The organism is Enterococcus sp. FDAARGOS_375 (genome assembly GCF_002393265.1).
In the GTDB taxonomy this organism is placed as follows: Bacteria; Bacillota; Bacilli; order Lactobacillales; family Enterococcaceae; genus Enterococcus_D; species Enterococcus_D innesii.
In genome coordinates this window covers 995,480-1,009,472 of sequence record NZ_CP023515.1, presented here as the reverse complement: position 1 = coordinate 1,009,472, position 13,993 = coordinate 995,480, and the positions used below count along the sequence as shown (strand labels likewise).

Here is a 13,993-nt window from a genome sequence, read left to right as displayed (position 1 = left end):
CTCCTTAGTCTGATACAGCTAATAATTTTTCGAATTGTTCTCTCACTTGTGGCACATCCAGGCCAACGATCACTTGGAAGGCGTTGCCGTTGCGAACGACACCATGGGCACCAGCGCCTTTAAAGATATCATCTGGCAGCACTTGGTCTTGATCTTTGACGGTGATTCTTAGGCGAGTGGCACAATTAGTGACTTTATCAATGTTGTCGCGACCGCCAAACCCTTCTAAGTAGACTGCGGCTTGTTCGGTATAGCGATTGGCACCAGCAATCACTGGCGTTCCAGTGTTGGCTTGTTTTTCTTTGTAATCTTTTTTGGTGTACAGTTTGACTTCGCTATTGTTTTCTTCCCGTCCTGGTGTGGCTAACTTAAATTTGAGGATCAAGAAGCGGAAAACAAGGAAATAAAGGGCAGTAAAGGCTAACCCGATCACCAGCTGCGTGAAGATCATACTGCGATGATTTTGAAATAGCGGAATCCAGACCTTCGCCAACAGATCGATCAAGCCGCCACCCATATCTCCAACGACCCCGAAGGCAAACATCGTTGCCGCCATGGTCGCTGCTAAAACAGCGTGCACCGCAAAGAGGGGTGGTGAGATAAAGAGGAAGGTGAATTCCAATGGCTCAGTGATACCAGCTAAAACGGCAGTTAAAGTGGCAGGGATCAAAATCGCTAGGACCTTCTTTTTGTTCTCAGGCTTGGCTGTGAAATAAAAAGCAGCAGCGATCCCTGGAGCAGCAAAGATCTTAGAATTGCCATGTAAAGCAAAGCCCCCTTCAGGGAAAAGCTCTTTCAATGGTCTGGTGGATTGGGCAAATTCTTGTAAATGTGCCATCCAGTATTTGGAGATTCCTTCTTCGACGACAGCGGGACCAAAAACAAAAGGGGTATACACGAAATGATGGAGACCTGTGGGAATCAATATTCGCTCTAAGAAAGTATAGAGCCAGACCCCAAAGACCCCAGCACTTGCTAGAAACCCTTGCATGGACCCAATGCCAGCTTGGACTTTCGGCCAAATCAATGCGATCAAGAAAGCAACTGGCAGCATTAAAAAGAAACCGAGGATCACGACAAAGGAAGAGCCTTGGAAGATTCCGAGAAAATCAGGCAGCTTCGTATCGAAAAACTTGTTGTGAAGATAGACGACGATCGCCGAAATAAAAATTGCTCCGATAATACCAGTATCTAATGTTTTGATGCCAGCGATCATTTTCAAGCCACTCTCACCGCCGGGATCAGCTGCAAAGTTGACACCGAAGAAGTTACCAAAGTACTCGATCATGCCAGAAATAAAATAATTACAAGTAATATAGACGACAAAGGCTTCCATTGCCGCTCGCGCATTGGCTTTTTTTGCGAGACCGATCGGTAATCCAATGACAAATAATAATTCCATTTGGTTGAAGACCGTCCACGCTCCGTTTTCAATGATCGTCCAAATGTTGTACCAAGTAGAGCCTTCAGTGGCGATGCTCCCCACAAGCATCGGATTTTTAAAGATAATACACAGCGCGACCATGATCCCTGAAAAGGAAAACAAGAGGACCGGGGTAAACATCGCACCGCCAAACCGCTGAACTTTTTCCATCATAATTTCTTAACATCTCCTTTCAATTTTTACTACAACCTCAGTATAGAAAAGAAAGATAGCGGTTACAATAAAACGAGGCAGCATAGGAACGTAGAAGCAAACAAAGAGAAAAGGTGGCAACTGTGGGGAAATTTCCCATAAAAAAACAAACCTGCGAAAAACAGGTTTGTTTGCTAAGTACGTGTATTTAAATTTCGACGTTGCCATAACGATTGGCAAGGGCGGTGCGGATCAAGCGCTCTGCCAAATGCTCATTTCTTGCGAGAAGCGGTCCGTGGAAGTAAGAGCCGAACACATTGCGGTAAACCACGCCTTCGGTTTGGTCTTCGCCATTGTTTCCTTGTCCTTGGATGACTTTCCCCAATGGTTTTTCCCCTTTACCTAAGAAAGTACGGCCATTATGGTTTTCAAAGCCATAATAGGTCTCATCGAATTCTTCATTGTGGATCACGATGTCACCGATGAACCGGTTGTTTTCTTGGCTCAAGGTGTAATGATCCAAGGCGCCGATCCCCTTGATTTTCTCGCCGTTGGCACCGATGTAGTAATGACCTAGCAATTGATAGCCGCCGCAGATCGCCAGCATGACGCCATCATTTTCGATATAGCTGGTCAAGGCTTCTTTTTTTGATTGGATATCTTGTGAAACAATCACTTGTTCAAAATCTTGTCCCCCACCGAAAAAGACGAGATCATATCTTTCAGGATCGAAGGGCTCGTGAATGCTGACGACCTCTGCGTTGAAGGTCACGCCTAGTTTTTCGGCCACGTAGCGCAGCATCAAGAGATTGCCGTTGTCGCCATAAGTATTCAAAAGATTTCCATACAAGTGGGCAACATTCAGTTGATACTTAGTCACGACTCATTCCTCCTTTGATATAGCCTTTTTCCGCAAGTTTTTTGCGTAGCTGCAAGACTGCAGTGTAAGTCGCTAAAATATAGACTTTTTCTGTAGGTAAGTCTGCGATTTGCTTGATGACGTCATCAAGTTCAGGGGTTTCAATGATTTTCTCTTCAGGGATCCCCGCAACTTTTAGCCGCAACGCCATATCTTTGTGACGATCACCACCAGCGATCACTTGAGGAATCCCCATATCGGCAAACGCTTCATGGTCGCCATCCCAAATCCAGCTGACGTCGATCCCATCTGCGTAGTTGGCATTCAACAAGCTGACTAGCGAGAAAGGATAGGGTGACAGGCCGATCATATCAATGACTTGGTTCAAACCAACAGGGTTTTTAACTAAGACTAACGTACATTCTTTGTCCCCGATGCGGATCACTTCTTGGCGACCAAAGACTTTTTCGTCATAGGCCAAACCAGCTTTGATTTTTGCAGGTGCTACGCCATAATATTCCGCAACCGCAGTTGCCGCCAGCGCATTGTAGACATTGTACATCCCACCGACTTCGATGCGATAGTCATTGCCATCGATCACAAAATCAGCAGAGGTGTTGTCCATTGCGGTCATTTCCGTCAGTTTATAATCCAATTCTGGTCGATGGAAGCCGCAATTTGGGCAGTAGTATTTTCCAAGATTGGCATAGGTGATCATTTTATAATGCAAAATGTGATGACACTCAGGACACAACACGCCATCCGTATTGTAATGGGCCATCTGCTCTTCATCTGGTAAATGATCAAATCCATAGTATTTCCGCGGATTGACAGTTGCTACCGAATTGAACAGTGGCGAATCCCCATTGCAGAGGATCGTTGCTTCCGGTGAGTTTGCGGCACCTTCAACGATCATTTTATAGGTCGTATAAATCTCGCCATAACGGTCCATTTGATCACGGAAAATATTGGTGAAAACGAACAATTCCGGTTTGATGTACTTCGTTACTTTGCTGAGACTGGCTTCATCAATTTCTAAAACCGCAAATTTTTTGCCTTTTTTAGGGCGTGCCGATAGAAAGGTTGAAACGATCCCTTGGACCATATTGGCGCCGGTGGGGTTCGTCAATACTTCATCAAATTCTTGGCGCAAAATATTGACAGTCAAGGCAGTTGTCAATGTTTTGCCGTTGGTGCCTGTGATCACGACGACTTGGTAATCTTTCGCCAAATGATCTAATATATGTGGATCAACTTTTAATGCTAATTTACCAGGCAGGCTTGAGCCGCCTTTGAAAAAGTTCTTTAATACCCATTGAGAGGTCTTACCGACTGAAACAGCCAGATGACTTCGTATTCCCATAATGTAACCCTCCATTAGAGCGAATGCTTTCATTGTGCAAATTCAATTTATCATACCATATACCAAGAAAAAGGTTAAATTGCTTTTGCGATTCTTTAAATTTCTGCAAAGACCATGTTGATAAACGGTTCTTTCACTTGCGCTGATCAAAGGCTTGAAAAGCAAAACAGCAAACCTTCTGTCAGGTTTGCTGCTGCTTTAACCGATAATGATTTTTTCCGTTGGGTACTCGTAACCTAAGTCACGTGTTTCTTTTGGTACGAATAACATCAAAGTGTACAGCATACCGACACGGCCAATAAACATCAAAAGAGCAATCACGAGTTTGCCAATAGTTGATAAATCGCCCGTGATTCCTAAAGAAAGCCCTGTGGTTCCAAAGGCCGAGGAAACCTCAACAATGATGGCAATCAAAGGGATATCCTCGATGGCGGTCAAGAATAAGACACAAAAGAAGCACATGCCCATCGAAAGCATGAAGACTACCACCGATTTGCGGACGTCATCTTGATCGATGCGGCGACCAAAGATATTGATATTATCCTCACTTTTTAAGAAGGCATAGAGGTACAGCCCAATGATGGCAATGGTCGTCGTCCGAATCCCGCCACCAACAGAGCTGGGACTACAACCAATAAACATCAGCAAGGAGAAAACGATCAACGTCGTGGTTTGGAAGTTGCCTAAGTCATGGATCTGCAAGCCAGCATTCCGCGTTGTCATAGAATAAAACATGCTGTTCATCCACATACCACTAAAGCTGTAATCTTTGAATAAATAATCTTTCTCAAGGAAAAAGATCGCTAATGTGCCGCCGACAAAGAGGATCACGAAAGCCAAAACAGCAATTTTTGTGAACAAAGAAAAGCGAAACGGCAAGCGGCGGCGTTGTTTTTTCATTTTAAAAAGGACCCATTCCCGAAAGTCCATGATCACTGGAAATCCGATCCCCCCGATAAAAATCAAAATCATGATACACGTCAGGAAGAAATAATCATGGGAAAACGGCAAGATGGAATTGCCCGTCACATCAAAGCCAGAGTTGGTCACAGCAGAGATCGCTTGATAAAACCCATAAAAGATCGCGTCTCGCCAATTGTCATAATACCCGTAAAGATGAAAATAAACAGCGAAGATCGTGCCTGCTACCAACTGACAAACTAAAATGATGGTAAACGTCGTTCGAATCATCCGAACGATCCCGCTAAGCTTCGGCTGGTTCATATCCGTCATGATCAACTGGCGCTGCTTTAAACTGATTTTGCGCCGTGAAACGATCGCAAAAAAAGTCGAGATCATCATGATCCCTAAACCACCGACTTGAAAGAGGACTTCCAATAAAATGACCCCGCGGTCGTTAAATACGTCATTGATCGGGAAGGTAGTCAACCCTGTGACACTGACCGTGCTGACCGCCATAAAGAACAGATCGATAAACGCGACATGAGAGCCGGGTTCCCGAAAGAAGGGGAGTGAAAAAAGCCCCAAAGAGACCACCGTCATCACGATATAATAAAAAACGATCACTTGGATCGAAGACACATTCTGGGAAATAAATGTTTTGCTCCTGCGCTGTGTCAAGCGAGCAAAGCGGGTAAAGTTCATTACAAAAAACCCCTCACTAAATAAACTATCCCCAGTATACCAAAGAACCAAGTAGATTTGAAAGAAAGCAGGATAGAATTTATGAGCAGCAGAAATTGTGCAAGGAAAAGCTTTTGGAAAGTGTCGTTGAGAAGAAATGATCAGGCTGTGGTTCTTGCGGCAGCTTGATTGTTTAAGAAACTTAAAAACTCGAAGTAAATCAGTAAGGATTTCGCGATTTCAGAAGAAATCGCTAGCAATTTATGAGAAGATAAAAGAAGTAAAAGATAACAGCGACGATCCGCACGGAACAATAGCGAGAAAGCGGACAAAAAAGCGTATCAAATTTTTTGAAAATCGAGACGGAAATGGGGAAGATCATGAAAGACGTAAAAATTATTTTTTTCGATGTTGATGGCACACTGATCGATATGAGCAAAAAGCAAATCTCTGAAAGAATGTTAGCCACATTAAAAGCCTTGAAGAAGCAAGGGATCCTGTTGTGCATTGCGACTGGCAGAAGTCCCATCGCGTTGCCGCAATTTGAAGGCGTGACCTTTGATGCGTTTTTGACCTTTAACGGATCGTATTGTTTTAATCAAGCCGAGGGGATCCACCAAAACCCCATTCCTAAAAAAGATGTTCAGCAAATCATAGAAAATGCCACGGCACTCAAGCGTCCAGTAGCGATCGCTACGAAGGACCGAACGGTTGCCAATGGCAAAGATGCTGATTTAGTTGAGTATTTTTCCTTTGCCCACCAAGAAGTGATCGTGGCAGAAGATTTTGATGAGGTGATCCAGCAGCAAGACATTTTCCAAGTGATGCTTGGCTCAGGAAAAGAAGACTACGCCAAAGTGATGGCAAATACCACAGAGGCGAAAATCACCGCTTGGTGGGATCGGGCAGTCGATATTATTCCAGCCAGCAGCGGAAAAGGAAGCGGCATTGCCAAAATGCTGGCTTACTATGGCTTGGATAAATCCGAAGCCATTGCCTTTGGGGATGGCAACAATGATATTGAGATGCTGGAGGCAGTCGGCTGGGGTCTAGCAATGGACAATGCTTCGGACGAGTTAAAAGCAATCGCCGACGAAGTGATCGGTCACGTAGCCGAGGAAGGCATTTATCAATACTGCTTAGAAAATGGGTTGCTGGGTGAAGCCGTGCAGTGATGGGCAATGCGCCAGTTGTGGTTGCCCACTAAGAACATGCGCCGCCAGGATCGCTACTGGGTGTCTGTTTCATCAAATAAAAAAACTGTTTCCGAAATGCATTAGGGAAACAGTTTTTTTGATATAAAGTTGTTTAGCAATGTGTACGGTTTACAGCGCCTCCACCGCTTCGATCGCCTGATAGACTTTTTCGGGTGTGATCGCAGGATCAATCAAAATAAAGGTTTCTTCTTCTTTGACAGCATAGGTCAGAACCGAGGCGAAGTAATCCCGATCAAGGCGCGTCACGTGGAGATCCTTCAGCTTCATTGGCAAGTGCAAAGCTTCGTAAAACGGCCGTAATTCTTCAATCACATCAAAATCATTGGTATAGGCAAGCTGGACCCAAATGCAGTAGGCGACTTTGTTGCCGTGCAAGACGCTATGGGTCTCACTCAAATAAGACAAGCCGTCATGCAGCGCATGCGCACCGGACGTGCGGCCAAATTCGACTGCAAAACCGCCAACTTCGCCTGCCAAAGCAATGATCGCGTCGGTGATGCGGGCAAAGGCGGGGGTCAGCTGCCCGGTTTCTAAGTCTTTGACGGCTTGGATCGCATCGGCAATCAGCAAGTTTTTGATCAAAAGAGCGCTTTGGAAACCTAGCCGTACTAAGGCAGTCTTGTCGTCTTCTGCCATGTTGCGGACGATGGCTTCCATTTCATAATATTTAGCTAACGTATCAGCGATCCCAGCGATAAAGTAATCAACGGGTGTGGCTAGTAAAAAACGGGTGTCGACGATCGTCATGTAGGCACCTTTTTTGGCATAGTCGATTTTACAAATTGTATGATCGGGGTAATAGGCGACGATCACCGGGGTGAAGGGTGCACAGTTAGAAACCAATGTAGGGATCACGATCAATTCTGCACCAAGGGTTTGGGCGGTGATTTTTGCTGTATCAGCGACCTTGCCGCCGCCGATTGCCACCACGGCATCTGCTTGCTGGATCGCTTCAGCTAAGGTTTGCGCATTTTCATAACTCGATGATCCATCGTAACGGTAGATCGGGTAGTCGAATGAATGAGGGTAATAGTTGGAAAACACATCGAATGACTGCTCCCCAGTAATTACTGCTACCTCTTGGAACTCTCGTAAATACTCCGGCAAATCAGCTAAGACCCCATCGCCCGTAATATACCGATTAGGACCTGGACGGACTTCATTGGCTAACATCAAACAAACACTCCTTTATAATCGTCAGAATTTTCTAATCAGTGTATCGCGAAAATGCCCTGACTGTCAATTTCCTTTTTGGGAAAAAACAGAAAACAGCCGATCTGCCTTGAGAGCAGATCGGCTGTTAGTGATGAATCGGGAGGCATGCTCCGAAATGTTAAGCCCAGTTTTGGCGAATAAAGCCAGCTCGACCGGAGCCTTCGCTATAAGCATTGTAATGGGCTGCATTTTTTTTGTAAAAATCTTGATGATAGTCTTCTGCAGGATAAAAAGGTTCTGCTGGTTCGATCTTGGTTACGATCGGACGGTCAAAGCGGCCACTAGCTTGCAACTGCGCCTTTGATTTTTCCGCAATCGCTTTTTGGTCTTCACTATTGTAAAAAATCACTGGACGATAGGAATCACCACGGTCGGCAAACTGACCAAACGCATCCGTGGGGTCTGTCTGCTGCCAATAGATGGCAACCAATTCTTCATAAGAGATGACTTCAGGATCAAAGGTGATCTCAACTGCTTCGGTGTGACCGGTGGTACCTGTCGTTACTTGTTGGTAGGTTGGGTTAGGCACATGGCCACCAGTAAAGCCAGAAACCACTTTGAGGATGCCTGGCAGCGAATCAAAAGGCTTCACCATGCACCAAAAACAACCGCCAGCAAAAATTGCCGTATCTTTCATAGGTATTCCTCCTTTGCTTCTATGGTATGCTTCTAGTAGAGAAAAACAAGAGATATGCTTAGAAAACAGGGCAATGAAGAAAGGAAGTTTGCATGGAAAGTTTTTTGATTTTACTTCGAGGTAATTCTGGCAGCGGCAAAACCACTATTGCCAAAGCTGTTCAGCACGTTTTTGGGGAAGAGGCAGTGCTGATTTCACAAGATGTTTTTCGGCGAGAAATTTTTTGTGTCAAAGATAGCCCCAATAATTTAGCAATCGGTTTGATGAAAGAAGCCGTCTTGTATGCGAAGGGGAAAGTGCCATTGGTACTTGTTGAAGGAATTTATTCTCGTGAAAAATACCAAGACTTTCTCGACTTTCTGATTCAACTCTTTCCCGAAAGTAATCTCGTTTATTATTTTGATCTTTCTTTTGAGGAAACGGTCAAAAGACATCAGACCTGAATGCAGCGAGACTATTTTTCCGAGGAAGCGATGCGTAAATGGTGGCTTGAGCGAGACTTGCTTTTCCCAAAAGGATCTTCAGAGGAAAGACTGATCAAAGAAGGCCTAACGATAGCAGAAACAGTCGATCAGATCATCGCAGATTATCAAGAAACAAGAAGGAGTGATTGAATATGGCGCGAATCATTGAACAAGGAACAGACCAAGAATTGGCTGCGTTAGAAACAGCATTAACAGCATACACAAAGCATCAAAAACCATTTACACAAACAGAGACCTATCAGAACTTTAGCAGTGTAATCAAAAAAGAGGGTGTGGTGATTGCTGGCGGTATTGCCTACGCCTCAATGTATCATATCGGCTATCTTGACACCCTGTGGGTCAAAGCATCCGAGCGGGGGAAAGGGTATGGCAAGCAGATTCTTACGGATCTTGAACAGCAGTTGAAAGCATTTGGCTGTGAAAATTGTCAGACGGCGACTTTTGATTTCCAAGCACCAGATTTTTATCAGCGAGTGGGCTATGAAGAAATCGGGAGAATCGCCCATACGCAAAATCAGCTAACAGAAATTTTTCTAGTAAAGAAATTACGTGATTGAATCCAAATTGATTCTCAAATAAACCTTTGAACAAGGAAAAAACCAATGAGAGAGAGGCACAACCAATGTTAGATAAATCAATTCCATATGCAGAAATCTGGATGAAACGAGCACACAAAAACACACCGATCCAGCCCCTTCAATCCGATAACTATTCGCTACGCAGCTACCAAGCAGGAGACGAAAGGCATTGGGCACGGATCGAAACATCCGTCGGAGAGTTTGACAATGAGGAAGAGGCATTGGCGTATTTTGAAAAGGAATTTATGCCCGAGCAAGCACAGCTAGGACAGCGAATGTTTTTTGCCCTTGATCAATCAGGTACACCGGTCGGTACGGCTACCGCTTGGAAAAAAGCCAAGCAAGACGGCACACCGGTTCCACTAGTCCATTGGGTAGCAGTAATGCCGCAAGCTCAACGTCAAGGGATCGCTCGCGGCTTGGTCACGCAAGTCGTTTCTGTCTTGGAGGCAGCCAACGAACCGATGTATCTTCATACGCAAACTTGGAGCCACGCAGCAATCAAGCTCTATCAGCAGCTTGGATTTGCGATCATTGCAACGGATATCAATGGGGCTGAAAATCCAGAATACCCACTGGCTTGTCAAGTATTGGCAGAAGTGGCCCGAAAAGTCAGAAACGAGTAAGAGATGCTGGCGGAAAAAAATCCGTTAACTTTTCGTAAAACTCTTGCGTAAAAGGCGGCATGTGTCGAATTTAAGTCTGTAAAAATTCTCCTTTTTCAAGTATAATACCAAAGGAGTATGAGGAAGGATGGGCGAGATGGCACAGCTTTTTTTTAAATATGGCGCAATGAATAGTGGGAAAACGATCGAGATACTGAAAGTTGCTCACAACTATGAAGAACAAGATAAACCAGTCGTGATCATGACAAGCGGATTGGACACGAGAAGTGGCGTGGGAAATGTTTCGAGTCGCATCGGCTTAGAACGAGACGCGATCCCGATTTTTGATGAAACGGATCTGTTCCATTTGATCAAAGACCTGGGTTATAAACCTTATTGTATTTTAATCGATGAAGCACAGTTCCTAAAGAAGCATCACGTGCTAGCTTTCACCAAAATCGTGGACGAGTTAGGTATCCCTGTGATGGCCTTTGGTTTGAAAAATGATTTCCGCAATGAATTATTTGAAGGCTCAAAATACTTGCTGCTTTACGCAGATAAAATCGAAGAGATGAAAACCATCTGCTGGTTCTGTCATAAAAAAGCAACCATGAACTTGCACTATATCGACGGAAAACCCGTTTACGAGGGCGATCAAGTACAAATCGGCGGCAATGAAGCGTATTATCCAGTTTGCCGCAAGCATTACTTTCACCCGGGAATGAAAAAAGAAGGAGAATAATCAATGTACGATCAGTTACAAGCAATCGAAGACCGTTACGAAGAATTAGGCGAATTACTAAGTGATCCAGCCGTGATCTCTGACACCAAACGCTTCATGCAGCTTTCAAAAGAAGAAGCCAATACACGGGAAACGGTGGAAGTCTACCGCCGTTACAAAGAAGTCGTTGAAGGAATCAAGGATACCGAAGAAATGCTTGGGGAAAACCTTGATGCGGAAATGGCAGAGATGGCCAAAGAAGAACTCTCTGATTTGAAAAAAGAAAAAGATGTTTTAGAAGAACGCATCAAAATTTTGTTATTGCCAAAAGATCCGAATGATGACAAAAACATCATCATGGAGATCCGTGGTGCAGCAGGCGGCGATGAAGCAGCCTTATTTGCTGGCGATCTTTTCAATATGTATCAAAAATATGCGGAAAACCAAGGTTGGAAAGTTGAAGTCATGGATGCCAACGTCACTGGAATCGGCGGCTACAAAGAAGTCATCATGATGATCACTGGCGACAACGTCTTTTCAAAATTGAAATATGAGAGCGGCGCCCACCGAGTGCAGCGGGTACCGTCTACCGAATCGCAAGGCCGAATCCATACGTCTACGGCAACGGTCGTGGTTATGCCTGAAGCTGAAGAAGTCGAAATCGATATCGCAGACAAAGATATTCGAACCGATATTTACCATGCCTCTGGTGCTGGTGGTCAGCACGTCAACAAAACAGCTTCTGCTGTTCGTTTGACGCACTTGCCAACAGGGATCGCTGTTGCGATGCAAGATGAGCGTTCACAGCTGAAAAACCGTGAGAAAGCGATGAAAGTCTTGCGGGCACGGGTCTATGACCAAATGCAGCAAGAAGCACAAAGCGAATACGATGCAAACCGTAAATCAGCAGTGGGTACCGGCGATCGTTCTGAACGGATTCGGACCTATAACTTCCCACAAAACCGCGTAACAGATCACCGTATCGGGTTGACTATTCAAAAATTGGATCAAATTTTAGCTGGAAAACTCGATGAAATTGTTGATGCACTGATCGTTTACGATCAAACATCAAAATTAGATGAGATGCAAAATGGCTAAAACCTATCGAGAAGTCCTTTCACGGGCTTCTTCTTTTTTAGAAACGAAAGGGCTGGACGGGTATGCGATCCAATACCTGTTTTTACAGCGAAAAAACTGGCAGCAACTCGATTGGCTGCTGCAGATGGACCAACCCATCCTAAAGGAAGATGAGGCACAGATCGCAGCAGATCTTGAACAGCTGCTACAGCATGAACCCCCGCAATATTTACTGGGGTATGAAGAATTTTATGGGCATCGCTTAAAAGTGACTCCTGCAACCTTGATCCCGCGTCCAGAAACCGAAGAGCTGGTGGAAAAGTGTTTGGCAAAATTACCAGCAGATCAGCCACTACGAGTCGTAGACATCGGCACAGGTACTGGAGCGATCGCCATTGCCTTGAAATTGGCACGTCCCCAGTGGGCCGTAAGTGCCGTGGATCTTTCAGCAGAGGCATTAGCCGTTGCTAAAGAAAATGCGGCAACCTTAGGCGCAGAGATCCGCTTTTTCCAAGGAAATACCTTAGAGCCTGTGGCAGATCAGCAATGGGATCTGATCGTTTCCAACCCGCCGTATATCAGCGCTGAAGAGTGGCCGCTGATGGATATCAGCGTACGGGAAAAAGAGCCTAAAATGGCGCTTTTTGCTCAAGAACAAGGGTTAGCGATCTATAAGCAATTAGCACAGCAAGCACCGAAGTGTTTGGCGCCAAGTGGGCAAATGGCGCTAGAAATCGGCTTTCAGCAAGGACCCGCCGTTCAACAACTGTTTGCAGCCGCTTTTCCCAACAAAGAAGTCACCGTAGTAAAAGATCTTGCGGGTCAAGACCGGATGGTGTTCGTCAGTCATCCACAAGATGTGGATAAATAATTTTTTTTTACACAGGAAAAATTGCAAAAACCTTATGAAATGAACGACTTCTAAATAAACCGAGTTATAAACAGGGTTATCCACACTTGACAAACGACTTATCCACAAAATGTGGAAAAGAAACCAGAAAATGTTGATAAGTGTGGAAACTTCTCAAAAAAGGATGTGGATAAATTGTGGAAACAAAAATTTTTGATCAATCACAGTTAAACGAAGCAGCAGCTATTTTAGCTGAAGGGGGATTAGTGGCGTTCCCGACGGAAACCGTCTATGGAATAGGGGCTAGCGCGCTTTTGCCCAATGCTGTTGCGCAAGTATATCAAGTCAAAGGACGACCTAGTGACAACCCTTTGATCGTTCATATTGCCGAGCCAGAGCAGTTGGAACCGTTTGTGGATAACAAGCATCCCTTCGCTGATAAATTGATGGAAACTTTCTGGCCGGGGCCCTTAACCTTGATCTTTTCGATCAAAAAAGACAGTTTACCTAGCATCGTTACTGGCGGCTTATCCACAGCGGCTTTTCGGATGCCCAACAACACCAAGACGTTAGCGTTGATCAAACAAGCCCAACAGCCATTGGTTGGTCCTAGCGCGAATACATCTGGTAAACCAAGCCCAACATCAGCTGCGCATGTTCAGCATGATCTGGCAGGCAAAATCGCTGGCATCTTGGATGATGGGGTGACGCAGATCGGTGTCGAATCAACAGTCTTAGATTTGAGTGACCCAAAGGCGCCGCCGATCATCTTACGTCCTGGTGCGATCTCTAAAGAACAGCTTGAAGCAGTCTTACAAACGAAAGTCCTCGTCGATCAGCATTTAGTAACAGAAAGTGAAGCACCCAAAGCGCCGGGCATGAAATACAAGCACTATGCACCGAATACCAACGTCATGATGGTCAATGACCAAGATTGGTCGGCAGCCATGGCTTGGGCAAAAGAACAGCAACTTAAGGTAGGTGTTTTAGCTGGACCGACGATCGCCGAGCAAGTCCGCTTTGAAGCGGCGGCCATTTATTTATTTTTTGATGACAGTGTGGAAGCCGCGACAAAAGGGCTGTTTGCGGGGTTACGGGCGTTAGATGAATCGATTGCTGAGCTAGATATCTTATTTGCACCCACGTTTCCAGAAAGCGGCTTAGGGGCTGCTTATATGAATCGATTGAAAAAAGCTGCAAATCAAAGTTTCTTTCAAGAAAATTAG

At 45.0% G+C, this 13,993-nt stretch carries 15 protein-coding genes; 9 read left to right on the top strand and 6 right to left on the bottom strand.

All coding sequences use genetic code 11. From position 1 onward, the window contains the following. Positions 1-4: 4 nt before the first annotated feature. The 4 genes from CO692_RS05775 to CO692_RS05760 form a co-directional block, all read right to left on the bottom strand. The gene (locus tag CO692_RS05775; RefSeq protein ID WP_016609922.1) at positions 5-1,597 is read right to left on the bottom strand and encodes an alpha-glucoside-specific PTS transporter subunit IIBC; all 1,593 of its coding nucleotides are present in this window, start codon (positions 1,595-1,597) and stop codon (positions 5-7) included. Positions 1,598-1,784: 187 nt separating this feature from the next. After that, positions 1,785-2,456 (bottom strand): type 1 glutamine amidotransferase, encoded by a 672-nt coding sequence (locus tag CO692_RS05770; RefSeq protein WP_081117799.1) that lies wholly within the window; start codon positions 2,454-2,456, stop codon positions 1,785-1,787. Beyond that, a complete protein-coding gene (locus CO692_RS05765) occupies positions 2,449-3,798 on the bottom strand; it encodes a Mur ligase family protein (RefSeq protein ID WP_077452305.1) in 1,350 nt (449 codons plus the stop codon). Before CO692_RS05765 ends, CO692_RS05770 begins: the two co-directional genes overlap by 8 nt. Before the next feature lie 198 nt (positions 3,799-3,996). After that, entirely contained in the window at positions 3,997-5,403 is a 1,407-nt protein-coding gene (locus tag CO692_RS05760) for a TrkH family potassium uptake protein (RefSeq protein WP_008379338.1), read from the bottom strand. A 359-nt stretch (positions 5,404-5,762) separates the two neighbouring features. Between CO692_RS05760 and CO692_RS05755 the strand changes: the two genes are divergently transcribed. Continuing rightward, on the top strand, positions 5,763-6,557 hold the full coding sequence (locus CO692_RS05755) for an HAD family hydrolase (RefSeq protein WP_325811312.1): 795 nt from the start codon (positions 5,763-5,765) through the stop codon (positions 6,555-6,557). Positions 6,558-6,707: 150 nt separating this feature from the next. Here the strand turns inward: CO692_RS05755 and CO692_RS05750 are convergent, their stop codons facing one another. After that, positions 6,708-7,772 (bottom strand): iron-containing alcohol dehydrogenase family protein, encoded by a 1,065-nt coding sequence (locus tag CO692_RS05750; protein ID WP_096741808.1) that lies wholly within the window; start codon positions 7,770-7,772, stop codon positions 6,708-6,710. A 160-nt stretch (positions 7,773-7,932) separates the two neighbouring features. Next, a complete protein-coding gene (gene msrA, locus CO692_RS05745; protein ID WP_096741807.1) occupies positions 7,933-8,451 on the bottom strand; it encodes a peptide-methionine (S)-S-oxide reductase MsrA in 519 nt (172 codons plus the stop codon). A gap of 92 nt (positions 8,452-8,543) precedes the next feature. On the opposite strand from msrA, the gene CO692_RS05740 reads away from it, so the two are divergent. From CO692_RS05740 to CO692_RS05710, 8 genes are all read left to right on the top strand, one after another. Then, on the top strand, positions 8,544-8,894 hold the full coding sequence (locus CO692_RS05740; protein WP_226818250.1) for an AAA family ATPase: 351 nt from the start codon (positions 8,544-8,546) through the stop codon (positions 8,892-8,894). Between the two features lie 30 nt (positions 8,895-8,924). Continuing rightward, positions 8,925-9,065 carry a hypothetical protein gene (locus CO692_RS17875; RefSeq protein WP_226818248.1) on the top strand — a complete coding sequence of 47 codons (141 nt, stop codon included), beginning with the start codon at positions 8,925-8,927 and terminating at the stop codon, positions 9,063-9,065. 2 nt (positions 9,066-9,067) lie between these two features. After that, complete coding sequence (locus tag CO692_RS05735; protein ID WP_005233566.1) at positions 9,068-9,493, top strand: GNAT family N-acetyltransferase; 426 nt, start codon at positions 9,068-9,070, stop codon at positions 9,491-9,493. A 65-nt stretch (positions 9,494-9,558) separates the two neighbouring features. Next, a complete protein-coding gene (locus tag CO692_RS05730; RefSeq protein ID WP_096741806.1) occupies positions 9,559-10,140 on the top strand; it encodes a GNAT family N-acetyltransferase in 582 nt (193 codons plus the stop codon). A 136-nt stretch (positions 10,141-10,276) separates the two neighbouring features. Next, entirely contained in the window at positions 10,277-10,861 is a 585-nt protein-coding gene (locus CO692_RS05725) for a thymidine kinase (RefSeq protein WP_005227882.1), read from the top strand. Positions 10,862-10,864: 3 nt separating this feature from the next. Then, positions 10,865-11,938: a peptide chain release factor 1 gene (gene prfA / locus CO692_RS05720; RefSeq protein WP_005227884.1), complete on the top strand. Its 1,074-nt coding sequence runs from the start codon at positions 10,865-10,867 to the stop codon at positions 11,936-11,938. Beyond that, positions 11,931-12,788 carry a peptide chain release factor N(5)-glutamine methyltransferase gene (gene prmC / locus CO692_RS05715; RefSeq protein ID WP_096741805.1) on the top strand — a complete coding sequence of 286 codons (858 nt, stop codon included), beginning with the start codon at positions 11,931-11,933 and terminating at the stop codon, positions 12,786-12,788. Before prfA ends, prmC begins: the two co-directional genes overlap by 8 nt. Before the next feature lie 176 nt (positions 12,789-12,964). After that, entirely contained in the window at positions 12,965-13,993 is a 1,029-nt protein-coding gene (locus CO692_RS05710; RefSeq protein ID WP_096741804.1) for an L-threonylcarbamoyladenylate synthase, read from the top strand.

Coding starts and splice junctions, on each gene's coding strand:
- CO692_RS05760 (WP_008379338.1), bottom strand. CDS start 5,403: ATGAACTTTACCCGCTTTGCTCGCTTGACACAGCGCAGGAGCAAAACA.
- CO692_RS05755 (WP_325811312.1), top strand. CDS start 5,763: ATGAAAGACGTAAAAATTATTTTTTTCGATGTTGATGGCACACTGATC.
- CO692_RS05730 (WP_096741806.1), top strand. CDS start 9,559: ATGTTAGATAAATCAATTCCATATGCAGAAATCTGGATGAAACGAGCA.
- prfA (WP_005227884.1), top strand. CDS start 10,865: ATGTACGATCAGTTACAAGCAATCGAAGACCGTTACGAAGAATTAGGC.
- msrA (WP_096741807.1), bottom strand. CDS start 8,451: ATGAAAGATACGGCAATTTTTGCTGGCGGTTGTTTTTGGTGCATGGTG.
- CO692_RS17875 (WP_226818248.1), top strand. CDS start 8,925: ATGCGTAAATGGTGGCTTGAGCGAGACTTGCTTTTCCCAAAAGGATCT.
- prmC (WP_096741805.1), top strand. CDS start 11,931: ATGGCTAAAACCTATCGAGAAGTCCTTTCACGGGCTTCTTCTTTTTTA.
- CO692_RS05725 (WP_005227882.1), top strand. CDS start 10,277: ATGGCACAGCTTTTTTTTAAATATGGCGCAATGAATAGTGGGAAAACG.
- CO692_RS05750 (WP_096741808.1), bottom strand. CDS start 7,772: ATGTTAGCCAATGAAGTCCGTCCAGGTCCTAATCGGTATATTACGGGC.
- CO692_RS05775 (WP_016609922.1), bottom strand. CDS start 1,597: ATGATGGAAAAAGTTCAGCGGTTTGGCGGTGCGATGTTTACCCCGGTC.
- CO692_RS05740 (WP_226818250.1), top strand. CDS start 8,544: ATGGAAAGTTTTTTGATTTTACTTCGAGGTAATTCTGGCAGCGGCAAA.
- CO692_RS05765 (WP_077452305.1), bottom strand. CDS start 3,798: ATGGGAATACGAAGTCATCTGGCTGTTTCAGTCGGTAAGACCTCTCAA.
- CO692_RS05735 (WP_005233566.1), top strand. CDS start 9,068: ATGGCGCGAATCATTGAACAAGGAACAGACCAAGAATTGGCTGCGTTA.